Origin of the sequence: Streptomyces sp. MNU76 (genome assembly GCF_020982545.1) — a bacterium.
In the GTDB taxonomy this organism is placed as follows: domain Bacteria; phylum Actinomycetota; class Actinomycetes; order Streptomycetales; family Streptomycetaceae; genus Streptomyces.
In genome coordinates, this window is sequence record NZ_JAJKLK010000022.1 from 1 (window position 1) to 22,796 (window position 22,796).

General features: G+C 72.4%; 17 protein-coding genes and 1 pseudogene. 5 read left to right on the forward strand and 13 right to left on the reverse strand.

Going from position 1 to position 22,796, the window contains the following annotated elements; genetic code table 11:
* Nucleotides 1-863, reverse strand: an 863-nt coding sequence (locus E4N62_RS35070) for a stage II sporulation protein M (RefSeq protein WP_230220991.1), incomplete at its 3' end; no start/stop codon positions are given.
* A 158-nt stretch (nt 864-1,021) separates the two neighbouring features.
* Between E4N62_RS35070 and E4N62_RS35075 the strand changes: the two are divergent.
* A pseudogene (locus E4N62_RS35075) lies at nt 1,022-2,012 on the forward strand (RDD family protein).
* A 20-nt stretch (nt 2,013-2,032) separates the two neighbouring features.
* Here the strand turns inward: E4N62_RS35075 and E4N62_RS35080 are convergent.
* From E4N62_RS35080 to E4N62_RS35120, 9 genes are all read right to left on the reverse strand, one after another.
* Nucleotides 2,033-2,647, reverse strand: coding sequence for a hypothetical protein (locus tag E4N62_RS35080; RefSeq protein ID WP_230220993.1), 615 nt, complete (start codon nt 2,645-2,647; stop codon nt 2,033-2,035).
* 147 nt (nt 2,648-2,794) lie between these two features.
* Nucleotides 2,795-4,252, reverse strand: coding sequence for an adenosylhomocysteinase (gene ahcY, locus E4N62_RS35085; RefSeq protein WP_184893324.1), 1,458 nt, complete (start codon nt 4,250-4,252; stop codon nt 2,795-2,797).
* 353 nt (nt 4,253-4,605) lie between these two features.
* A complete protein-coding gene (locus E4N62_RS35090; RefSeq protein ID WP_230220996.1) occupies nt 4,606-5,583 on the reverse strand; it encodes a cation diffusion facilitator family transporter in 978 nt (325 codons plus the stop codon).
* Between the two features lie 199 nt (nt 5,584-5,782).
* Nucleotides 5,783-6,934 (reverse strand): mannose-6-phosphate isomerase, class I, encoded by a 1,152-nt coding sequence (gene manA / locus E4N62_RS35095; RefSeq protein ID WP_230220998.1) that lies wholly within the window; start codon nt 6,932-6,934, stop codon nt 5,783-5,785.
* A 106-nt stretch (nt 6,935-7,040) separates the two neighbouring features.
* Entirely contained in the window at nt 7,041-8,168 is a 1,128-nt protein-coding gene (locus tag E4N62_RS35100; protein WP_230221000.1) for an SIS domain-containing protein, read from the reverse strand.
* 99 nt (nt 8,169-8,267) lie between these two features.
* Nucleotides 8,268-8,438 (reverse strand): Trm112 family protein, encoded by a 171-nt coding sequence (locus E4N62_RS35105; protein WP_230221002.1) that lies wholly within the window; start codon nt 8,436-8,438, stop codon nt 8,268-8,270.
* Between the two features lie 230 nt (nt 8,439-8,668).
* Nucleotides 8,669-10,033, reverse strand: a complete 1,365-nt coding sequence (locus E4N62_RS35110) for a phosphomannomutase/phosphoglucomutase (RefSeq protein ID WP_230221004.1) — start codon at nt 10,031-10,033, stop codon at nt 8,669-8,671.
* Between the two features lie 117 nt (nt 10,034-10,150).
* On the reverse strand, nt 10,151-11,767 hold the full coding sequence (locus E4N62_RS35115; protein WP_230221007.1) for an L-lactate permease: 1,617 nt from the start codon (nt 11,765-11,767) through the stop codon (nt 10,151-10,153).
* 248 nt (nt 11,768-12,015) lie between these two features.
* Nucleotides 12,016-12,438 (reverse strand): DUF3499 domain-containing protein, encoded by a 423-nt coding sequence (locus E4N62_RS35120; RefSeq protein WP_086804662.1) that lies wholly within the window; start codon nt 12,436-12,438, stop codon nt 12,016-12,018.
* A gap of 345 nt (nt 12,439-12,783) precedes the next feature.
* On the opposite strand from E4N62_RS35120, the gene E4N62_RS35125 reads away from it, so the two are divergent.
* Complete coding sequence (locus E4N62_RS35125) at nt 12,784-13,239, forward strand: metallopeptidase family protein (protein WP_230221675.1); 456 nt, start codon at nt 12,784-12,786, stop codon at nt 13,237-13,239.
* A 186-nt stretch (nt 13,240-13,425) separates the two neighbouring features.
* On the opposite strand, the gene E4N62_RS35130 is transcribed toward E4N62_RS35125, so the two are convergent.
* The 3 genes from E4N62_RS35130 to E4N62_RS35140 form a co-directional block, all read right to left on the reverse strand.
* The gene (locus tag E4N62_RS35130; RefSeq protein WP_230221009.1) at nt 13,426-14,928 is read right to left on the reverse strand and encodes a DUF5719 family protein; all 1,503 of its coding nucleotides are present in this window, start codon (nt 14,926-14,928) and stop codon (nt 13,426-13,428) included.
* Nucleotides 14,925-18,554 (reverse strand): glycosyltransferase family 2 protein, encoded by a 3,630-nt coding sequence (locus E4N62_RS35135; RefSeq protein ID WP_230221012.1) that lies wholly within the window; start codon nt 18,552-18,554, stop codon nt 14,925-14,927. Before E4N62_RS35135 ends, E4N62_RS35130 begins: the two co-directional genes overlap by 4 nt.
* 201 nt (nt 18,555-18,755) lie before the next feature.
* A complete protein-coding gene (locus E4N62_RS35140) occupies nt 18,756-19,019 on the reverse strand; it encodes a WhiB family transcriptional regulator (RefSeq protein ID WP_003975777.1) in 264 nt (87 codons plus the stop codon).
* Between the two features lie 627 nt (nt 19,020-19,646).
* On the opposite strand from E4N62_RS35140, the gene E4N62_RS35145 reads away from it, so the two are divergent.
* The 3 genes from E4N62_RS35145 to E4N62_RS35155 all read left to right on the forward strand — a co-directional run bounded on the left by E4N62_RS35145 (nt 19,647) and on the right by E4N62_RS35155 (nt 22,630).
* A complete protein-coding gene (locus E4N62_RS35145) occupies nt 19,647-20,180 on the forward strand; it encodes a cysteine dioxygenase family protein (RefSeq protein ID WP_230221014.1) in 534 nt (177 codons plus the stop codon).
* Between the two features lie 117 nt (nt 20,181-20,297).
* The gene (gene cofD / locus E4N62_RS35150; protein ID WP_230221016.1) at nt 20,298-21,257 is read left to right on the forward strand and encodes a 2-phospho-L-lactate transferase; all 960 of its coding nucleotides are present in this window, start codon (nt 20,298-20,300) and stop codon (nt 21,255-21,257) included.
* 74 nt (nt 21,258-21,331) lie between these two features.
* The gene (locus tag E4N62_RS35155) at nt 21,332-22,630 is read left to right on the forward strand and encodes a coenzyme F420-0:L-glutamate ligase (protein WP_230221677.1); all 1,299 of its coding nucleotides are present in this window, start codon (nt 21,332-21,334) and stop codon (nt 22,628-22,630) included.
* Nucleotides 22,631-22,796 lie beyond the last annotated feature (166 nt).

The following is a 22,796-nucleotide window of genomic DNA, read 5'->3' on the forward strand; positions in this document are numbered from 1 at the left end:
GTGGGGAGGCCGGACGGGGTGACGAAGCCTTCGATGGCGCCGGACACGAAGAGGACCAGCGCCAGGCCTATCGCCATCCCGAGGGCGGCTCGCCCCTCCTCGGCCAGGGCGGACCGGCGGGTGCGGAGCCCTGGGTCGATGACGGTCCAGCCGAGCCGCAGCCCGGTGCCGGCGGCCACGAAGACGGCCGTCAGTTCCAGCAGGCCGTGCGGGAGGATCAGGCCGAGGAAGACGTCGAGGCGGCCGGCCGAGGTCATCAGGCCGATGCCGACGCCCAGGTTGAGCATGTTCAGGAGCAGGATCCAGAGGACCGGTAGGCCGAGGAAGATCCCCAGGACCAGGCACATCGCGGCGGCCTGGGCGTTGTTTGTCCACACCTGGGCCGCGAAGGACGCAGCGGGATGGCTGGAGTAGTACGTCTCGTACTGACCACCGGGTCGGGTCATCTCGCGGAGGGCGTCCGGGGCCGCGATGCCGGCCTGGACTTCCGGGTGGGTACCGATCCACCACCCCAGGAGCACGGCGACGAGGGTGGAGAGCAGGGCTGTGGGGACCCACCAGTGACGGGAGCGGTAGACCGCTGCGGGGAAGCCTTGGGTCAGGAAGCGGGTGACGTCGCGCCAGGAAGCGCGCCGGTTTCCCGTGACGGCGCTGCGCGCGCGTGCCACCAGTTGGCTGAGGCGCCCGGTGAGCTGCGGGTCCGGAGCGCTCGACTGGATCAATGAGAGGTGGGTGGCGGTGCGCTGGTAGAGGGTGACGAGTTCGTCGACCTCGGCTCCGTCGAGACGGCGCTGGCGGCGGAGCAGGGCGTCGAGGCGGTCCCACTCGGCACGATGGGCGGACACGAAGACATCGAGGTCCATCGGGTGTGCTGCTCCTTGTCCGTCTCGCACTGCGTGCCGGCTTGTCGCGCTGGTCCTACTGATCGCAATGGTCGTACTGGGGCGCGATATGACCTCAGCTTGGCAGACTGGCCACTCTCGGGGCAGGTCAGGGGATGAATCCGGAAGGGACTACGGGTGTGAGTGAGCTAGTGACGGGCGAGGCGGTGGCGCTGGAACTGCGTCCCGCGAAGCTGCCGAGCCGAGCGCTGGCCGTGCTGCTCGACCTGGTCGTGGCCGTGGTCGTCTACCTCGCGGTGGTCCTGATCCTGGTGCTGTCGACGGCCGGTCTGGACGAGGCGGCGCAGACGGCGATATCCATCGCGAGCTTCCTGCTCGTCCTGGTGGGCGGGCCGATCGCGGTGGAGACGCTGAGTCATGGGCGTTCGCTGGGGAAGCTCGTCTGCGGGCTGCGGGTGGTGCGGGACGACGGGGGTCCGATCCGGTTCCGGCACTCGCTGGTACGCGGGGCGGTCGGGGTGGTCGAGATCCTGATGACATTCGGGGTCGTCGCCTGCATCGCCTCGCTCGTGTCGGCGCGGGGACGTCGGCTGGGTGATGTGTTCGCGGGGACCTTGGTCGTGCGGGAGCGGGTTCCGGCCGGGCGGGCGGCGTTCGTGTCTCCGCCCCCGCCGTGGCTCGCGGGACAGTTCTCCGCGCTCGACCTCTCCGCCGTGCCGGACGGGCTGTGGCTGGCCATCCGCCAGTACCTGACGCGGATGCGGCAGCTGGATCCGCACGTCGGCGCGGCCATGGCGGAACGTCTCGCCTCGGACCTCGCGGCCCGTACCGGGGCTCCGGCGCCCTACGGGGTGCCGCCGGGCGCTTATCTGGCGGCGGTGGTGCACGAGCGGCAGGCCCGGGAGGCTCGCCATGCCTTCCAGGGCACGGCCGGGGTGGGTTCGGGTGCTGGTGTGGGTGCGGTTGCGGGTGGCCCGGCCCCGGCGGGTGGCCCGGCCCCGGGCCCCGGCGGCTTCGCGTACGCGCCGCCCGCGGGAGTGCCAGGTCCCGCACCCGTGCCCACTCCCACCCTCACCCCGTCCGGCCGCTCCCGGCATCCCGCCCGCCCCGCGCCGCCGCACGCCGTCTCCCGAGCGGCCGCCGAGCACCGGGTTCGCGCCGCCCGCCTGACTCCGCCGCCGAGTCCCGCCTCAGTCGAGCGAGGACGGCGGTGTCTCCAGGTGCTCCAGCTCGATTCCGGGTGCTGCCAGGACGACGTCGCCCGCGATGTGAACGGTGTGCCGCTCGCCCGTGTCCAGGGCTGTGACCTGGTATTCGTCCACCATCAGGGGGCCGTTGTCAGTGGCGTGTGCTTCTCTTTCGATCAAGGCCCAGGACTGGTCGAGGGTGCGCGGGGCCAGGACCGGGTCGGTGAAGGCGACGAGGCGTACGCGAGTGGCCGGGGTGGAGGGGGTGAGGCGCAGCAGGCGGGCGGTGGCGATCAGGAACGCCGGGGAGGTGCCGGTGAAGGCGTGTGCGCGGACATTGCCTTCGGTGGCCTCCGTGCCGGTGGGGTCGGTGCGGACCCAGGTGACGCCGTCGAGGGCTGCGCCGCGGACCTGCCAGCTCGCGGCATGCAGTTCGAGGCGGATGGGGCGGCCGAGTTCGTCGATGGCCAGGTCGACGGAGCCGGCGTGGTCGCCGGAGGGGGCGGTCAGTTGGGAGACGTAGCGCCAGCCGGACGGGCCGGGCGCGCAGTGGAAGTGTTCCTCGGCGAGGAGGGTGTGGTCGTGCGGGTCATGGAGCGAATACCGGCCGCGGGGCATGGGGGTCCTGGGTCTTGACGGGCGGGTCCGGCCGACGGGACTGAGGCGCCGAACGGGCAGGCCCCCGGCACGGGGGTGCGGGGGCCTGCCTGGGTGCTTCTGCCTGGGTGGGTGCGTCGAGGTGCGACGCACCCACCGCCGGGCGGATCAGTAGCGGTAGTGGTCCGACTTGTACGGGCCCTCGACCTCGACGCCGATGTACGAGGCCTGCTCCGGACGGAGGGTCGTGAGCTTCACGCCGAGCGAGTCGAGGTGGAGGCGGGCGACCTTCTCGTCGAGGTGCTTGGGCAGCGTGTACACGCCGATCGGGTACTCGGACTGCTTGGTGAACAGCTCGATCTGGGCCAGGGTCTGGTCCGCGAACGAGTTGGACATCACGAACGACGGGTGACCGGTGGCGTTGCCCAGGTTCAGCAGACGGCCCTCGGACAGCACGATGAGCACCTTGCCGTCGGGGAACGTCCAGGTGTGGACCTGCGGCTTGACCTCGTCCTTGACGATGCCGGGAATCTTGGCGAGGCCGGCCATGTCGATCTCGTTGTCGAAGTGGCCGATGTTGCCGACGATGGCCTGGTGCTTCATCTTGGCCATGTCCGAGGCCATGATGATGTCCTTGTTGCCGGTCGTGGTGATGAAGATGTCGGCCTTGTCGACGACCTCGTCGAGGGTCGTGACCTGGTAGCCGTCCATCGCCGCCTGCAGGGCGCAGATCGGGTCGATCTCGGTGACGATGACACGGGCGCCCTGACCGCGCAGGGACTCCGCGCAGCCCTTGCCGACGTCGCCGTAGCCGCAGACCACGGCCGTCTTGCCGCCGATGAGGACATCGGTGGCACGGTTGATGCCGTCGATCAGGGAGTGGCGGCAGCCGTACTTGTTGTCGAACTTCGACTTGGTGACGGCGTCGTTCACGTTGATCGCCGGGAAGAGCAGGACACCGTCGCGCTGCATCTCGTACAGGCGGTGGACACCGGTGGTGGTCTCCTCGGTCACGCCGCGGATCTCCGAGGCGAGCTGGGTCCACTTCTGCGAGCCCTCGGTGATGGTGCGGTTGAGGAGTTCGAGGATGACGCGGTGCTCCTCGTTCTCGGCGGTGTCGACCGCCGGGACCTCGCCCGCCTTCTCGTACTCGACACCCTTGTGCACCAGAAGGGTGGCGTCACCGCCGTCGTCGAGGATCATGTTCGGGCCGCCGGTGGGGCTGTCCGGCCAGGTCAGCGCCTGCTCGGTGCACCACCAGTACTCCTCCAGCGTCTCGCCCTTCCAGGCGAAGACCGGGACGCCCTGGGGGTTGTCCACCGTGCCGTTCGGGCCGACCGCGATCGCGGCGGCGGCGTGGTCCTGGGTGGAGAAGATGTTGCAGGAGGCCCAGCGGACCCGGGCGCCGAGGGCGACCAGGGTCTCGATGAGAACAGCAGTCTGCACGGTCATGTGCAGGGAGCCGGTGACTCGGGCGCCGGCCAGCGGCTGGGACTCGGCGTACTCCTTGCGGATCGCCATCAGACCGGGCATCTCGTGCTCGGCGAGGGTGATCTCCTTGCGGCCGAACGCGGCCAGGGAGATGTCGGCGACCTTGAAGTCCTGCCGGTTGTCGACAGTCGTCATTGCGAACTGCTCCTCGGTGTCGGGTCGAGGGTGGGTAGGGCTGGTCTGCGCGGCGGCGGGCACAGGGGTGCCCCGAAGGAGACACGGGCATGCCCACGTGCGCGCAGCGCAGTCCGTCGGAGGCCCTCTCTCCCTCGGTCGGTCCGCGGTGGGACCGCCCGACCGCCATCAGCAGCGACGTCTGGCTCCGTCCCAAGCTACACCGGTTGGCTCGGCCTGCCCCAGTCCGCCTGCGTACAGATCGAGCCGAAGAGAGCGGTTTGGCGGGGAACGGGCAGGGGCCCGTCGCGGTCGTTCGTGCGACGGGCCCCGGTGTTCGGTGCCTGGTGGAACGGCCCGAACGGGCCGGTGGGTCAGTGCTCGGCGGGAGCGGTCGGGCCGCCGGGCGCGGCCTCGGGGTCGGCGCCCTTGGCGGCTTCGGCCTCGCTGTAGATGTCGGGCTCCAGGTAGATGACGCGGGCGATCGGGACGGCCTCGCGGATGCGGGCCTCGGCCGCGTTGATGGCGTTCGCGACCTCGATGGCCGTGTCGTCGTGCTGGACGGCGATCTTGGCGGCGACGAGGAGCTCCTCGGGGCCGAGGTGGAGTGTGCGCATGTGGATGACGCGGGTGACGGTGTCGCCGTCGACGACGGCCTGCGCGATCTTCTCGACCTCCTCGGCGCCGGCGGACTCGCCGAGGAGGAGGGACTTGGTCTCGGCGGCGAGGACGATCGCGATCAGGATGAGCAGGACGCCGATGCAGAGGGTGCCGATGCCGTCCCAGACGCCGTCGCCGGTGATCAGGGCGAGGCCGACGCCGCCGAGGGCGAGGATCAGGCCGACGAGGGCGCCGAGGTCCTCCAGGAGGACGACCGGCAGCTCGGGGGCCTTGGCGTGGCGGACGAACTCGGTCCAGGACTTGTTGCCCCGCAGGACGTTGGACTCCTTGATGGCGGTCCGGAAGGAGAAGGTCTCGGCGATGATCGCGAAGACGAGGACGCCGACCGGCCAGTACCAGGCCTCGATCTCGTGCGGGTGCTTGATCTTCTCGTAGCCCTCGTAGAGGGCGAACATGCCGCCGACGGAGAAGAGGACGATGGAGACGAGGAAGGCGTAGATGTAGCGCTCGCGGCCGTAGCCGAAGGGGTGTTCGGCGGTCGCCTCGCGCTTGGCCTTCTTGCCGCCGAGGAGCAGCAGGGCCTGGTTGCCCGAGTCGGCCAGCGAGTGCACGGACTCGGCGAGCATCGACGACGAGTTACTGAAGAGGAACGCCACGAACTTCGCTACCGCGATCGCGAGGTTGGCGGCGAGTGCCGCCACGATCGCCTTGGTGCCGCCTGACGCGCTCATGTGTCCGAGGTGTCCCTTCGCCTACGCATATGCCTGTGCGTGGGGATGGGTACCCACGCTTCCGTCCGTCACCGGCCGGGCTTTGCCCGCCTTTTGCAGGGGGCATTGTTGCAGCCTGGCCCGGCGTCGGTGCGTCGGGTCGTGGATCGGGAGGGAACGCGGACCGGAAGGGGTCGTGGATCGGGAGTACGTCAGGCCGTCACGTGAGCACGGTCGCGCGGAACAGCGTGCCCGGGCCGGACACCTCGGCCTTCTCGTCCGCCGGTACGAAGACGGACTCGCCGGGGGCGAGGGTGTGTTCGCCCGCCCGGACCGAACCGGCGGTGCAGAGAAGGATCTGCGGGGTGGCGCGGGTGAGGTCGTGCGGGGCGGTGGCCTCGGGGAGGACGAAGCGGGAGAGGCGGAACTCGTCGATGGGCGTCTCGTAGACCTCTTCGCCGTCGGGGGACGCCTCCGGGCGCAGCACGCCCGGGTCGGTCGCCTCGAAGCGGACGATGCGCAGGAGTTCGGGGACGTCGACGTGCTTGGGGGTGAGGCCGCAGCGCAGCACGTTGTCGGAGTTGGCCATGATCTCGACGCCGAGGCCGTTCAGGTACGCGTGCGGGATCCCGGCGCCCAGGAACAGGGCCTCGCCGGGCTGCAGGCGTACGTGGTTGAGGAGCATGGCGGCGATGACGCCGGGGTCGCCCGGGTAGTGGTGGGCGATGTCGGCGTAGGGGGCGTGGGCGCCGCCGAGGCGGGTGCAGGCGGTCGCGGCCTCGGTGACGGTGTGGGCCATCTCCTCGGGGTCGGCGCCGAGGACGGCGGTCAACACCTCGCGCAGCGCCGCCTCTTCGGGGTGGGCGTGCAGGAGGTCGACGTACGGCTTGAGGGAGTCGACGTCGAGGGCGGCCAGCAGCTCGGCGGCTTGCAGCGGTTCGCGGAAGCCGCACAGGCCGTCGAACTCCGTGAGGGCGCAGATCAGTTCCGGCTTGTGGTTGGCGTCCTTGTAGTTGCGGTGTCCCGCGTCGATCGGGATGCCGCGCCGCTCCTCGTCCTCGTACCCCTCCCTGGCCTGTTCGAGGTCGGGGTGGACCTGGAGGGACAGGGGCGCGCCGGCGGCGAGAAGCTTCAGGAGGAAGGGGAGGCGGGGGCCGAACTTCTCGACGGTCCGGGTGCCCAGCTCGCGTTCCGGTGCCTCGTCGATCACCTCGGTGAGGGGGCCGCGTCCGGTGCGCGAGGGTGCGCCGGGATGGGCTCCCATCCACATCTCCGCCTGCGGCTCGCCGGTGGGGGCCACTCCGAGGAGCGCCGGGATGGCGGTGGTCGAACCCCAGGCGTAGGGGCGGACGGTGTTGTCGAGGCGGTCCATGGTGTGTGTTTCTCCGTACGTGGGGAGCCGGCCGGGCCCCGGTCGAGGTCGGGCCCGGTCGGGATCGGGCTCCGCGCGGGTCGGGCTCCGGAAGCGTCCGTGAGGATCAGGCTCCGGAGGCGAGCGACAGGTAAACGGCGGCGAAATCGGTGATGGCGATCATCTCCGCGAGGGTCTCCAGGTCGCTGCCCTCCTCGGGTTCCAGCTCGCTGATCGCGGTGTCGTGGCCGAGGGCCAGCTCGCGGGCGGCGGGGACGGCGCTGAGGCCGCCGGTGGGGCGGTCGCGAAGGAGCACCACGCGCGCGTGGAAGGCGGGCGGTTCCTCGACGCGGTCGCGGAAGAAGTCGTCGGGGTCGGCGCTCGCGGCGAGCGGACCGGACAGCAGCACCGTGTGCGAGGCGAGCGCCTCCGGCAGCTGGGCGGCGAGGGCCGGGCGCCCCGCCAGCTCGGCGAGCGCGGAGGCGAAACGGCGGCCCACGGGGGCCGCTGCCTGGCCCTCGGTCCAGATCACCGGGAGGGTGTCGGCCAGCTCGGCGGCGAGCGTCTTGGCCGGGTTGCTGTAGGTGGCGATGGCGGGGCCGCAGCGCTCGGCGACGTGGTCGAGGCGGTCGGCGACCTTCTGCAGGGCGTCGGGCGCGGCGGCGACCAGGCCGGTGCGGTCCAGCAGCGCGAGCATCGGGGTGAGCAGCGCCCACAGCACGCCGGGGGCGGCGGCGCCGAGGGGCACCTCCTGCTCGTACGGGCCGGTCGCCATCGGTACGAAGAGTCCGTGGGCGCCTTCCATGGCCTCGGCGACCGGGGTGCGGGGCGGGGCGACGGCGACGACCGTGCAGCCGCGGCGGTAGGCCTGGTCGATCAGGAGCGCCAGGCCGGGTTCGGCGCCGTCGGCGGTGGCGATCAGGAGGAGGTCGACCGAGCCCGCCCAGCCCGGGAGGTCCCAGCGCAGGGCGCCCGCCGCGGGGGCCACGCCGGTGGGGTGCAGACGGGTGAGGGGACAGCTGGATCCCGCGAGGGCGCCGAGCAGGTCGGCGACGCCCTCGGAGGCCATGCCGGGGCCCGCGATCAGGAGGGCGCGGGGCCGGCCGTCGGGTTTCAGGTCGGGGATACCGGCCTCGGTGCCGAGACGGATGGCCGTGCGGACCCGGGCGCCCGCCTCGGCGGCGCCGCGGAGCAGGTCGCGGCGGTCCGCCTCCGACAGGGCGTCGGGGGTGTCTAGCAGCGATTCGTCGAGCATGGGCGGCAGCCTCCGATCGCCGGGTGCCCTGATGCGCCTTTTGCCGGGTTTCCCGGCTCGTGCGGGGTTACGCCTTGCGTGGGAGCGTGATCGCGCGGGTCACACGGGGCGGCGGGCCTCGTCGACGAGGAGTACGGGGATACCGTCCCGGATCGGGTAGGCGAGGCCGCAGTCCTGGCTCGTGCAGGTCAGCTCGGCGTCCTCCTCCGTGAGGGGGGCGTGGCACGCCGGGCAGGCGAGGATCTCCAGGAGGCCGGCTTCGAGCGGCATGTCGGGGTCCCTTCGGGGGGCGGGTTCGTGCGGTGCGGCCTGGTCAGAGTACCGCCGTGCGAGGGTTGGCGCCGGGGTTGGGGGCCGGTGCCGTTTCGCCCGCGCCGCCCTTACCCGTCCCTCCTCAAGGGGCTGCGCCCCTTTGACCCCCACACGTCCGCCCGGTGGGGCTTCTCGCGCAGTTCCCCGCGCCCTGGAAAAGCAGGGGCTGCGCCCCGTGCTTTTCCAGATCAGGACCTGATGATCGCCAGGACCTCGTCCCTCACCTTTGCCATCGTCGTCTCGTCCCTCGCCTCCGCGTTCAGTCTCAGGAGGGGTTCCGTGTTGGAGGGGCGGACGTTGAACCACCAGTCGGGGGCGGAGACCGTGAGGCCGTCGAGGTCGTCGAGGGTGAGGTCCTCGCGGTTCCCGTAGGCGGAGCGGATCGCGGCCAGGCGGTCCGACTGGTCGGCGACCGTGGAGTTGATCTCGCCGGAGCCGACGTAGCGGTCGTACTCGGCGAGGAGGCCGGAGAGGGGGCCGTCCTGGCCGCCGAGAGCGGCGAGGACGTGGAGGGCGGCCAGCATGCCCGTGTCGGCGTTCCAGAAGTCCGCGAAGTAGTAGTGGGCGGAGTGCTCGCCGCCGAAGATGGCGCCGGATCTGGCCATCTCGGCCTTGATGAAGGAGTGGCCGACACGGGTGCGCACCGGCGTGCCGCCGTTCTCGCGCACCACCTCCGGGACGGACCAGGAGGTGATCAGGTTGTGGATGACCGTGCCCTTGCCACCGTGCCTGGCGAGTTCGCGGGAGGCGACCAGGGCGGTGATCGCGGAGGGCGAGACGGCGTCGCCCCGCTCGTCGACCACGAAACACCGGTCGGCGTCGCCGTCGAAGGCGATGCCGAGGTCGGCGCCCTCCTCGCGGACGCGCTTCTGGAGGTCGACGATGTTCGCCGGGTCGAGGGGGTTGGCCTCGTGGTTCGGGAACGTGCCGTCCAGCTCGAAGTACATCGGGACCAGGTCCAGCGGCAGGCCCGCGAAGACGGTGGGGACGGTGTGGCCGCCCATGCCGTTGCCCGCGTCGACGACGACCTTCAGGGGGCGGACGGAGGTGAGGTCGACGAGGCCGCGCAGGTGCGCCGCGTAGTCCTCCAACGTGTCCCGGTGGGTGATCGTCCCCGGTGTGGCGGCCGGGGCCGGGGCTCCCGACTCGCTCCAGGCCTCGACCAGCTCGCGGATCTCGGCGAGACCTGTGTCCTGGCCGACGGGGGCGGCTCCGGCGCGGCACATCTTGATGCCGTTGTACTGGGCGGGGTTGTGGGAGGCGGTGAACATCGCGCCGGGCAGGTTCAGCGCGCCGGACGCGTAGTAGAGCTGGTCCGTGGAGCAGAGGCCGATCTCGGTGACGTCCACGCCGAGCGCCGCCGCGCCGCGGGCGAAGGCGCGGGACAGGCCGGGCGAGGACGGCCGCATGTCGTGGCCGATCACGACGGCGTCCGCGCCGGTCACCTGGGCGAAGGCCGCCCCGAAGAGCTCGGCCAGGGGCTCGTCCCACTGGTCCGGGACCACCCCGCGTACGTCGTACGCCTTCACGATCGTCGACAGATCAGCCGCCATGGCCGCACCCTCCTGAAGTCCCCACCGGATCACCCCAAACTACCCGGGTGCACCGACAGCCGACGGTGGTACCTCCGAGTGGCCGCCCGGGGCGGCGCCGGTCCGGCCGGAGGGCCCTCAGGGAAGCATCCATTCCAGTACGGGTGTGCTCTGCCCCACCACGATCAGGCACATCACCAGCAACAGCCCGAGGCTCCATGGCAGCACCTTGCGCAGCAGGTCTCCCTCGCGCCCGGCGAGGCCGACGGCGGCGCAGGCGATGGTGAGGTTCTGCGGGGAGATCATCTTGCCGAGGACCCCGCCGGAGCTGTTGGCGGCGGCGAGCAGTTCCGGCGACAGGCCCGACTCGCGGGCCGCGCTCACCTGGAGGGCGCCGAACAGGGCGTTGGCGGAGGTGTCCGAGCCGGTGACCGCGACGCCGAACCAGCCGAGGACGGGAGACAGGAAGGCGAGTCCCGCGCCGGCCGCGGCCACGAAGTGGCCGATGGTGGCGGCCTGTCCGGAGAGGTTCATGACGTGGGCGAGGGCGAGCACGGACGTCACGGTGAGGATCGCGAACCGCAGTTCGTGGACCGTCGCGGCCCACTCCCTGACCGCCACGCGCGCGTGGACCCCCAGGACGACGGCCGTGCACACACCGGCGTGCAGCACCAGCGTGCCGCCGGTGGACACGATCGGCCAGGTGAAGACGTTGCCTCCCACGGGGTCGCCGGCGGGGTCCGTGACGTTCAGGAAGGGCCAGTCGTACGTCCGCGTCGCCCCGGCCAGCCAGTCCTTCACCCCCGGGATCTGGGCGACGGAGAAGATCACGACGATCAGCGCGTACGGGGCGTAGGCGCGCAGGACTTCGCGCCGGGGGTCCCGCTCGTCGAGGTCGTCGCTGCGTACGCCGGTCAGGACGGCGGCGCGTACGGGCGCGGCGGCGGGCCGTCGGGCTTGCGGTACGGCGACGAGGGCGCCCGCACCCAGCAAGGCGGCGCCGATGTCGGCGAGTTGCGCGGAGACGTAGTTGGAGGCGATGAACTGGGCGACGGCAAAAGCGAGTCCGCATGCGAGGGCGGGTGCCCAGGTCTCGCGCAGCCCGCGCCGCCCGTCGACGAGCCAGACCAGGACCAGGGGCACCACGAGGGCGAGCAGCGGTGTCTGGCGGCCGACCACGGACGCGACGGTGTCCAGGGGCAGTTCGGTGACCTGGGCGAGCGTGACGACCGGGGTGCCCATGGCGCCGAAGGCGACGGGCGCGGTGTTGGCGACCAGGGCGACCACGGCGGCCTTCACCGGTTCGAAGCCGAGCGCGACGAGCATGACGGAGCAGATGGCGACCGGCGCGCCGAAGCCGGCGAGGGCTTCCAGGAGAGCGCCGAAGCAGAACGCGACGACGAGCGCCTGGATGCGCGGGTCGTCGGAGAGCCGTCCGAAGGAGCGGCGCAGGATGTCGAAGTGCCGGGTGTGGACGGTCATCCGGTACACCCACAGGGCGTTGACGACGATCCACATGATCGGGAAGAGGCCGAAAGCGGCCCCCTGGGCAGCGCCGGAGAGAGTCTGGCCGAGCGGCATGCGGAAGGCGAGCCAGGCGACAAGAAGGGCCGCCAGAAGGCCGATCAGGCCTGCCAGATGGGCTTTCAGTCGCACACCGCCGAGCAGGACCAGGACGGTGACGAGGGGCAGGGTCGCGACGAGGGCGGACAGGCCGAGTGAACCGGCCACGGGTTCCAGTTGCTGGACGTACACGGAGCCTCCCCGGATTCCGCGATACGGAAGTGGCTTCTCACGGCACGGGCACCCGGAATGATCGCGTCCGTACCGACACGACGTCAACGGGTGCGCACCACGGAGCGGAACGGCGCGATCGGAAACAGCCACGACGGGACGGAGGGCGACGGGACGGCCGCACGGACTCGCGGATTCTCGGCAACGAGCCCTCGTGGGGCTCTAGTTCGCGGGGCGCGTCCGGGGGTCGGCCGCCGGGGAGCGTGTGCTCAGTTGTCCGGTGAGCGCAGCACCCGGAGATGGCCGCGGCGGGCGACCTCCATCGGGTCGGCCGTGCGGGCGCCGCCACCGGCCTCGGCCGCGCGCTGCTGCGGGCGGGCCGCCTCACGCACGGCGTTGGCAAGGGCCTCCAGGTCGTCACCGCTGGGGCGCGCGGGGGCCGAGGCGTCCAGCAGCCGTACGACCTCCCAGCCGCGCGGCGCGGTGAGGCGCTCGGAGTGCTCGGCGCACAAGTCGTAGCAGTGGGGTTCCGCGTAGGTGGCGAGGGGGCCGAGGACCGCGGTCGAGTCGGCGTAGACGTACGTCAGCGTCGCGACGGCGGGGCGGCCGCAAGCGGTGCGCGAACAGCGACGTACAGGGCTCACGACGTTGGACGGTACCGCACTCTTGAGCGGGCCGCGACGACTCTGCACCAGGTCACTCCCCCGTGTCGTGTTGTGAAACGCCCCACACGCCCCTCCGAACCCACGGCGTTGACCTGCGAGTAACCGCGCGTCCGCAATGTCGAACGACGCCGAACGCGATCAATTTCCCGCACAAACCAGTCCAATTGGCGCGAGCTCGCCGGTCTCGTGGAGATACGGAAACGAGCCCAACCTTGGCTGGAATGGTCATCTGGCGACATGCCAACCGGCGCGCCGGAGTACCGCCGTACGGCGCGCCGGTTGGACATGCAGGTCAGCGGTGCGGGTCCGGGGGCGCGGCCGGGAGTGTGGAGCCGGGCGGGCGGACCGTCCGGGGACTACGCTTCACAGGTGATGGACGACCTCGTACCGCCCCGCGCCGCCTCCGCACCCGGGCCCCGCCGCCGTGATCGGCACGGCAGGGGGATGCGCGGGCCGATCGCGCCGCCGCAGGTGCCGCTCGCGGCGAGCCGCGCGGACGTGTTCGCGGATCTCGTGCAGGACTCCGTGGAGCGGCTGGAGCGGCGGTGGCCGCAGTTGGCCGACATCGACTTCCTCGTGCTGGAGGTGCCGCGGCTCGACGGGCCGTCGGACGGGGCGTGGAACGACGAGGCGGTGCCGCTCGGGAGGATCGTGGGGGCGCGGGAAGGGCGGCCGGCCCGCGTGGTCGTGTATCGGCGGCCGGTGGAGATTCGCACCAAGGGGCGGGAGGAGCGGGCCGCGCTGGTGCATGAGGTCGTGGTGGAGCAGGTGGCCGAGTTGTTGGGGCTGAATCCGGAGACTGTGGATCCTCGGTACGGGGAGGACTGACCGGGGGCGGGGTGCGCCCGGAGGGATGTCGCCCCCGCCGCCCCTACCCGTCCCGTCCTCGCGAGGGGCTGCGCCCCTTCGACCCCCAGACGTCCGTCCGGTGGGGGCTTCTCGCGCAGTCCCCCGCGCCCCTTGAGGGCCTGCGGCCGCTCAGGGGCGAAATGCACGGGGCGCAGGCCCCGCTTTTTAGCGCTGCATGATCGACAGGTCCTGGTGGGCCTTCGGGACCGCTACCGTTCCCCGGTCGTTCGGGAGGGTTTGGATGGTGAAGGCGGGGATGTTGTCGAACTTGGATTCCAGGGTGCGGGAGGCGTAGACGGGGCCGCCTGACGTCGACTCCACGGTGAGTGCGTAGGCGCCCTTGAGGCCGTTCGGGGCGGGCATCTCCACGTTCTGGGTGGTGCCGGCCTTGATCGTGAAGGTCTTCGTCGCGGCCTCACCACCCCCGCTGCCCGCGGACGCGGTGATCTTGACCTTGGCCGCGGCGGTGGGCGCGGTGAGGGCCAGGGTCGTGCCCTTGGCGCGGTTGTCCGTGACCGTGGCGCGCGCGCCGACCGGGCGGGTCGCCGGGATGAACGCCGTCTCCTGGCTCGCGCCCTTGCCCCGGACGACCCGGAGCGCGGCCACCACCGGGACCGAGTCGCCGGTGGGGGTGAGGACGAGGGACCCGGGCTCGCCGCGTGTGATGTCACCCAGGTCGGCGGTGGCGGTCATGCCGCCCTTGACGTGCAGCGTCTCGTTGCCGGCCGGGGTGATCGGGCCGTTGGGCGAGGTGAGGCGGAGCTTCAGGTCGGCGTCGGTCTCGCCGGGGGTGAAGGCGACCAGGGTCACGGAGGCGGCGTCCTTCGGGATGCCGGGGAAGACGAGGCTGCCGGCCGGGTCGGCCGCGGCGGACAGCCAGTCGCCGCCCTGCTTGTCGTCGAGAGCCTGGACCGCGGCGGCGACCCGGCCGCTGCGGACGTTGACGTGGACCGTGAGGTCGGCCTCCTTCGCCGTGGCGAGCGTCGACAGCAGGACCGGCTCGTCGGAGCTGGGCTGCACCGTGATGCCGTCGCCGACCGTGGACTTCAGGGCACCGTCCTTGCCGAAGAGCTCGATGTCGACGACGGCCGCCGAGTCGTCCGGATTGACGAGGTGGACGTAGTCGGTGCGGCCCGCGGCCGTGCTCGCTCCCGGGAACCAGAACTCCGTGTCGGGGGCGGCACAGTTGACGGCGAGCAGACCGCGGCCGGTACCGGCGGCGACCTCGGTGGTCTCCTGGACCGTCCAGCCGGGCGCGAACTTCCCCTCGGCGGTGCCGATCAGCGCGGGCGAGTCGCCGCCGTCGGTGCTGTCGGCGACGGGCTTGCCGGGCTCTTTGACCTCGATGACCGGCTTGGCTGCCTTGCCCTTGCCGCTGTCGCCGCCCTTGTCGGGGGCTGTCGATCCCCCGCCCGCCGCGACGAGTTCCGCGCCGCCCTCTTCGCCGGTGCCCTCAGTGACGGGGGTGAAGGCGGTGTACGCCGTCTCCGCGACGTCGGAGGTGCTGGGCCGGGGGCAGAGCAGACTCGTGCGCTGCACGGGAAGTCGGGCGGCCGCCTTCGCCGTGGTGTCGCCGCCGGAGGCGTCGGGCGCGGAGAGCGTGGCGAAGCCGGTGACAGCGGCGAGGGCGGTCGCGCCGGCGATCAGGGACAGGGTCTGGCGGTTCACTGCTGGCTCCCGTCGGGGCGCTCGGTGTCGGCGCCGGTGCGGTGCGACGGGTCGTACGTCGCGTCGTAGCCCTGGGCGTACGTCTGGTCGTACGAGGCCGTGTGGTTGCCGTAGGTGGCGTACGGGTCGTACTGGGCGCCCTGGTAGGGGTCGGCCTGGTAGTGCTGCTGGTCGTAGGCGCCCGCCGGGTACTGCTGGCCGCCCTGGTAGGCCTGGTCGTAGTGGCCGTAATCGGCGCCTGTCTGGTCCGCGGTCGCCCACTCCCCGTACGGCTGCTGCTGCGGGACGGGGGCCCCGGCCGGGACGTCCTCCGCGGGGGACGGGAGGCCCGCTTCGGTGGGCTGTTCGGCCTCCGCCTCCGCCTGGGCGCGCAGCCGGCGGGCGCGACGGCCGTCACCGGTGAGGTCCTGGGCGGGCACGGCGACGGGCTCGTCGGGGAGGTCGTCGTCGACGTCCCGGCGGCGGCCCGGCAGGGCGAGGACCACGAGGACGACGGCGAGCGAGCCCTGGGTCCACAGCCAGCCGGTGTGGGTCACCGGGGCGTCGAAGGTGACGTCCAGCCTGCCGCCGTCGACGGGCAGTTGGAAGCCCTGGGCCCAGCCGTCGACCGTGGTCGGGGTGAGGGGCTTGCCGTCGAGGGTGGCCGTCCAGGACTCGTCGGCGGTGTCGGCGAGACGCAGGACCCGGCCCGAGCCGCCGGCCGGAATGGTGGTGTGCACCTCGACGGGGCCTGCGGCGACGGCCCGGGGGGCGCCGGAGGAGGCCTCGATCGTGACGCGCGCGACCTGGCGGTCCACCCGCCACAGGGCGCTGCCGTCCTGCTGGCTGAGCCTGCTCAGGCCGGGTGTGGCGTCCAGGACGCGGCTGACCTCGCGGGGCGCGCCGGGCCGGACCAGGACGTAGCGCACGGCGAAGCCGCCGAGTTCGTCGGTCTGGTCCGCGCCGGAGCCCGCCACGAGGTTGGCGACGACCTTGTCGAGCTGCTCGTTCTCCCCGGCGCCGGCGGTGAGTTCGGCGTCGCCGAGGCGGACGCCGGAACCGCGGACCAGGGTGTAGCCGACCTCGGCGGTGGAGTCGCTCTCGAGGACCAGGGTGCGGGCCTGGTCGCGGGTACCGCTCTCCTCGGCGACGAACGCGGGCACCTGGACGGGGTCACGGCGCTCCAGAGGGCCGTCGGCGCCGCCGAGTACCCAGCCGGCGGCGGCCAGCAGCGGGCCGAGGGCGGCGGCCAGCGCGATGAGCACGGCGACCGGCTGACGCCAGCCGAAGCTCTGCTCGGCCACGCGGTGGCGGGCTCCGTCGGCGCCCAGGGTGGCGGCGGTGAGGAGGGCGATGCCGTAGACGAGGGTCGCGGGGCCGGCCCAGGTGGAGCCGTTGGAGAGGACCGCGAGGACGAGGGCCACCAGGGCGGCCGTCCAGGCGGTCCGGATGGCCGGCTGCCGTTCCGCGCGCAGCAGGGCGGCCAGGGCGGCCAGGACGACGCCGATGAGCGTGAGCCCGCCGACCGTGCCGGGCCCGCCGGGGCTGATGCCGAGTAGATCGGTCGCCGAGGCCGTGCCGGATCCGTACTCCAGGCCGGCCTCCTCGAAGAACCCGAACGGCAGCAGCGTCAGCGACCAGGGGGCGAGGAGCAGCAGCGGTGTGCCCAGCTGGGCGAGGAAGCGCAGGCCGTAGGCGGTGATCTCGCGGCGGCGCACGGCCAGGAGCCCGAGGCCGAGGAGCAGCGCGATGGGCCACACGAGGGGGGTGAACGCGGTGGTGATCGTCAGCAGCAGCGCGTACGCCCAGGTGGCGCGCCAACTGCCGCGCGCCCCCGTGCTGTTCGTGAGCCCGGCGGCCGCGGCGCCCGCGCGGGCGATGAGGGGGAGCAGGATCGCGAGGACGGCGGTGCCCAGACGGCCGGTCGCGAGCGCGCCGGTGACGGCCGGCAGGAAGGCGTAGACGATCGCTGCCCAGGCGCGCAGCAGCCGGGACTCGACCAGGCGGCGGGAGGCGAAGTACGCGGTGAAGCCGGCCAGCGGCACGGAGGCCACGAGGAGGACGGTGACCGCGAGCCCGGTGGAGCCGAACAGCAGCGAGGCGAGCAGGGCCACGACGGCCAGATACGGCGGAGCGGCCTCGGCGTCGCCCGCGCCGACCGGGTGCCAGGCGTCGAGGTAGCGCGACCAGAGCTCGGCGGAGTCCGCGGGCGCGGGCAGCAGGGCGCCGCCGGCCAGCGCGCCGCCGCCGAGCAGTCCACGGCAGGCGACGAGCGAGGCGAGGAGCAGGAGGCCGAAGAGGACGGGGCCGGGGGCGCGTGCGACGCGCTTGAGCCGGGCGAACTGCTCGACCTGGAGGAACTCGGCGTCGTCGTCGCCGGGGCCGGACTCGATCGCGCCGCCGTGCCGTCCGGCCCGGGAGGTTTCGGTGTCGGAACGGCCGAACAGATCACCGGCGGCCTGTTCGACGGTGGCCCGGACGGTCGCTCCGGGCGGTGGGAACAGCGGCCGCAGCTCGCCCTTGTCCAGCTGCGGACGGCCTCGTCTGCGCCGCCCGGCGATGATCCGCTCGGGCCGCAGCAGCACGCTCAGCAGGCCCCGGACCTCGTCGACGGCCTGTCCGGGGACCTTGCCGACGAGATACGCGACGACCCTGAGCAGGGTGCCGAGAACGATGCGCAGCAGCACCCAGGGGAGCTGTGCCGTACGGGAGTTGACGAGGAGCGTGTAGACCGCGCCTGCCTTGTCGACCATGTGCGGGGAGGCGGCACTGCGGCCCACGCAGTCGACGGTGCGGCGCTCGCGCGAGGAGGCCTCGGCGTGCCGGACGACGGCCTCGGGGGCGACCAGGACACGGTGTCCGGCGGCGGTGGCGCGCCAGCACAGGTCGACGTCGTCCCGCATGAGGGGCAGTCGGCGGTCAAAGCCGCCCAGCTCGTCGAAGACGTCGCGGCGGATCAGCATGCCGGCGGTGGACACGGCGAGGCTGGGCCTGACGTGGTCGTGCTGGCCCTGGTCCTGCTCGCGGCGGTCCAGGCCGGTCCAGCGGCGGCCGGAGGGGGCGATGGTGACGCCGACCTCCAGGAGCTGACGGCGGTCGTACCAGCCGCGCAGCTTGGGGCCGACGACGGCGACGTCGTCACGGCCCAGCTCGCGCTCGTTCTCCACGGCCCGCAGCAGCTGGGCGAGGGCGTCGGGCTCGGGGGCGCAGTCGTCGTGCAGCAGCCACAGCCACTGGACCGGCTCCCCGTGGGGGAGCTCGGGCATGTCGTACGCGTCGTCGCGCCAGCTGCGGGTGACCGGGTCCCAGCCGCTGGGGCGGCGGAGGTAGGCGAGGTCGTCCTCGGTGAGGACGCCCGCGGTCCGGTTGGCCTCCTCGACGGCCTGACCGAAGCCGGTGCGCCGGGCGAGGTGCAGGACGCGGTCCGCGCCGAGGGCGTCGGAGAGGAGCTGGGCGGAGTCGTCCGCGCTGCCGGTGTCGGCCGCCATGGCGCTCTGGACGGGACGCTCCTGGCCGAGCAGCCCGGCGAGCGCGTCGGGCAGCCAGCGCGCGCCGTCGTGCGCGACGAGGACCGCGGTCACCACATGACGTGGGAATTCGGGCGTGGCAGCGTCGTGGTGGGCTGCGGTGTGGCTGTGCACGGACATCGAGGTACGGGCCCCGGTTCGGTGGACTGTGGTGGACGTCTGTGTCCGGCGAGGACAGCGGGACGTCTCGGACGAGGGCCCACACTAACGGCTGAGCAGCACGGCGGCCCGCCGCCTGTGGACAACCCACGCGCGACGGGCCGGACATGTTCGGTTGTTTCTGTTCGACAGTTCCCGGGACGGGTCGGGTTCCGGGACGGGTCAGACGGCCGCCTTCTTGAGACGGCGGCGCTCGCGCTCCGACAGGCCGCCCCAGATGCCGAACCGCTCGTCGTTCGCGAGCGCGTATTCGAGGCATTCGGAGCGGACCTCACAGGCGAGGCAGACCTTCTTGGCCTCGCGGGTCGAGCCGCCCTTCTCGGGGAAGAAGGACTCGGGATCGGTCTGGGCGCACAGCGCGCGCTCCTGCCAGCCGAGTTCCTCGTCCGCGTCGTCGACCAGCAGTTGCTGCACGAGCTCGGTCATGTGCGCCCCTCGTCCGTCTTTCGCGTCCCCGTCGTGCGGCCGTTACCGATTTCGGCTGAACGACACGAGTGAAATTACAAGTGTGCTGCTACGGGCGAGTCAAGCCGAGATCTGCTATTGAGCCCCTTATTCACTCTGCGGAACCAAGGCTATGCGGAAAGTGTTCAAATCGGCATAAACCCTGACAGCAGCGCGGCCGCAGTGGGGAGTTCTCGCCGGATCACCCTTCCTTACGGGGAAAGACGCCCAGGAGTTCGATCTCGTTCCGGCCCGATCCGACTCGCTCGTTCCGGGTTGTGCGCCATGTGTCCCCGACTCCCCCAGCACAAACCTTTCGCCGCGCGGATGTACCGAAAGAGGTGAACGGTCATCCACATACCGGACGCGAAGTTGACAGCGGAGGTGTGAACCGCTGTGCTTGTGGGCATGCTCGCGCACTTGGCACTCACCGCTACCCGGACCGCCGGGTCCCACGGTGCTGCCCGCTGCCGCTGTAGCTGTTGCTGTCCCAGCTGTTGAGCCTTCCCCGCTCCGGCTGCCACTGAGCCCGTCCCGGCTCGGCTGCTGTTCCCGCACGCGAAACCCAGCCCTCCCGCACGCACTCATCGTCGAGGACCACCTCTCTTCATGAACAGCGACAGCGACCTCCAGATCGCCGGCGACCTCCTCGAAGTACCGCACCTCCTCCAGGCGCCGCGCCAACACCCCGTCACCGTGGCCGAGTTCGTCGGCCTGGCCCGTTCCCTCGCCGACGACCGCTCCCGGTGGGAGCACCTCGTCGAGTACGACGCGACCACCCGCTGGTACCACCGGCTGCAGACCGGCCCCGGGTACGAGGTGTGGCTGCTGTCCTGGGTTCCGGGACAGGGCACCGGGCTGCATGACCACGGGGGCTCCTCCGGCGTACTGACCGTGCTCGACGGCTCGCTGACCGAGCGCACCGACCGGGGCACGCGCGTGCTCGGCGCGGGCGCGGTGGGGGTCCCCCCGCTCGAGCGAAGCCGAGAGTGGGGGAGGGTGTTCGCGCCGGGCTACGCGCACGAGGTCGTCAACGACACGCTGGAACCGGCCGTCAGCCTGCACGTCTACTACCCCGGCCTGACGGACATGCCGATGCACCCGAAGGCCTGCTCGGCGCGGACGGCGACCGTCACGGCCTGAGCGGTCACCCGGGCCCCGCCGAGCCCGCGGGGCCCGTCTCTCACCGGGACGGCGCGGAACCGGCCGTGATCGCGGCCGGGGGACCCGTTGTCGTACCCGCCTGCGAGACTGAGTGCCATGCGCATTGTGGTTCTGGCAGGCGGCATCGGTGGTGCCCGGTTCCTGCGCGGTCTGAAGCGGGCCGTGCCGGACGCGGACATCACGGTCATCGGCAACACCGGGGACGACATCCACCTCTTCGGGCTGAAGGTCTGCCCGGACCTCGACACGGTGATGTACACCCTCGGCGACGGCATCGACGAGGAACAGGGCTGGGGCCGGGCCGACGAGACCTTCCACCTCAAGGAGGAGCTCGCGGCGTACGGCGTCGGTCCCGAGTGGTTCGGGCTCGGCGACCGGGACTTCGCCACGCACATCGTGCGGACCCAGATGATCGGCGCCGGATATCCGCTGAGCGCCGTCACCGAGGCGCTGTGCGACCGGTGGAAACCGGGCGTGCGGCTCATCCCGATGACCGACGACCGCGTCGAGACCCATGTCGCCGTCGAGCAGGACGGCGAGCGCAGGGCGATCCACTTCCAGGAGTACTGGGTACGGCTGCGGGCCTCCGTGCCGGCCGAGGCGATCGTGCCCGTCGGCGCCGAGCAGGCGAAGCCGGCGCCCGGGGTCCTGGAGGCGATCGCCGAGGCGGACGTGATCCTCTTCCCGCCGTCGAACCCCGTCGTCTCCGTCGGCACCATCCTCGCCGTGCCCGGCATCCGGGAGGCGATCGCCGAGGCAGGGGTCCCCGTCGTCGGCCTCTCCCCCATCGTCGGCGACGCGCCCGTGCGCGGTATGGCCGACAAGGTCCTCGCCGCCGTCGGCGTCGAGTCCACGGCCGCCGCCGTCGCCGAGCACTACGGCTCCGGGCTGCTGGACGGCTGGCTCGTCGACACGGTGGACGCGGGCGTCGTCGAGCGGGTCGAGACGGCCGGGATCCGGTGCCGGGCCGTGCCGCTGATGATGACCGATGTGGACGCGACGACGCAGATGGCGCGTGAGGCGCTGGCGCTGGCGGAGGAGGTGCGCGGAGCGTGAACGACGGGCTGAACGACGGGCTGCGCGGCGGGCTCGGGGATGCGGGCGGAGAGGGTCGGGCGGCCTCGGACGGTCTGCCCGGTCCCGCCTACCGGGTCTGGGCACCGACCGGGATCCCCGAGGTCCAGCAGGGGGACGATCTGGCCAAGCTGATCGCCGCCGCCGAACCTCGGCTGGCCGACGGGGACGTGGTGCTCGTCACCTCCAAGATCGTGTCCAAGGCGGAGGGGCGGGTGGTCGAGGCGGCCGACCGGGAGGCCGCGATCGACGCCGAGACCGTGCGGGTGGTGGCCCGCCGCGGGCCGCTGCGGATCGTGGAGAACCGGCAGGGGCTGGTCATGGCCGCCGCCGGGGTGGACGCCTCCAACACCCCTTCCGGGACCGTGCTGTTGCTGCCCGAGGACCCCGACGCCTCCGCGCGGGCGATCCGGGACGGCATCCGGGACGCGCTCGGCGTCGAGGTCGGGGTCCTGGTCACCGACACGTTCGGACGACCCTGGCGCAGCGGGCTGACGGACGTCGCCATCGGCGCGGCCGGGGTGCGGGTCCTCGACGACCTGCGCGGCGGCACCGACGCGCACGGCAATCCGCTCAGCGCGACCGTCGTCGCCACCGCCGACGAGCTGGCCGGCGCGGGTGACCTGGTGAAGGGCAAGGCCGCCGGGTTGCCCGTCGCTGTTGTCCGAGGGCTCGCGCAGGTGGTGGCCGAGGACGCCGGCGAGGGGACCCGGGCCCTGGTCCGGGGCGCGGCGGACGACATGTTCCGGCTCGGCACCTCCGAGGCCGTACGGCTGGCGGTGACCCAGCGGCGTACGGTCCGGGCGTTCACCAACGAGCCGGTCGACCCCGGCGCGGTGCGGCGGGCCGTGGCCGCGGCCGTGACCGCGCCGGCGCCGCACCACACGACGCCGTGGCGGTTCGTGCTGCTGGAGTCCGAGGAGTCGCGGGTGCGACTGCTCGACGCCATGCGGGACGCGTGGATCGCGGATCTGCGACGGGACGGCAAGAGCGAGGAGTCCATCGCGAAGCGGGTGCGGCGCGGGGACGTGCTGCGCAGCGCGCCGTATCTGGTGGTGCCGTGTCTGGTGATGGACGGCTCGCACGTCTACGGGGACGCGCGGCGGGACGCGGCCGAGCGGGAGATGTTCGTCGTCGCCACCGGGGCCGGCGTGCAGAACTTCCTGGTCGCGCTGGCCGGGGAGCGGCTGGGGTCCGCGTGGGTGTCGTCGACGATGTTCTGCCGGGATGTCGTACGGGAGGTGCTGGGGCTGCCGGCGGAGTGGGATCCGATGGGGGCGGTGGCCGTGGGGCACGCGGCGGGGCGCCTCCGGCTCGGGGAGCGGGATGCGGGCGCGTTCATCACGGTTCGGTGAGAGGTGGGGCCGGGCGCCCATGGTTCGCGGTGGCTCGGGTGCGGGTGCGGGTGCGTGGGGCTTCTCGCGCAGTTCCCCGTGCCCCTTGGGCTTCACCGCTGCGCGGTTCCTCCCGCCCCTGAAACACCCCTACGCTCATAGGGCGCCCTTCACTACCTAGGACCTC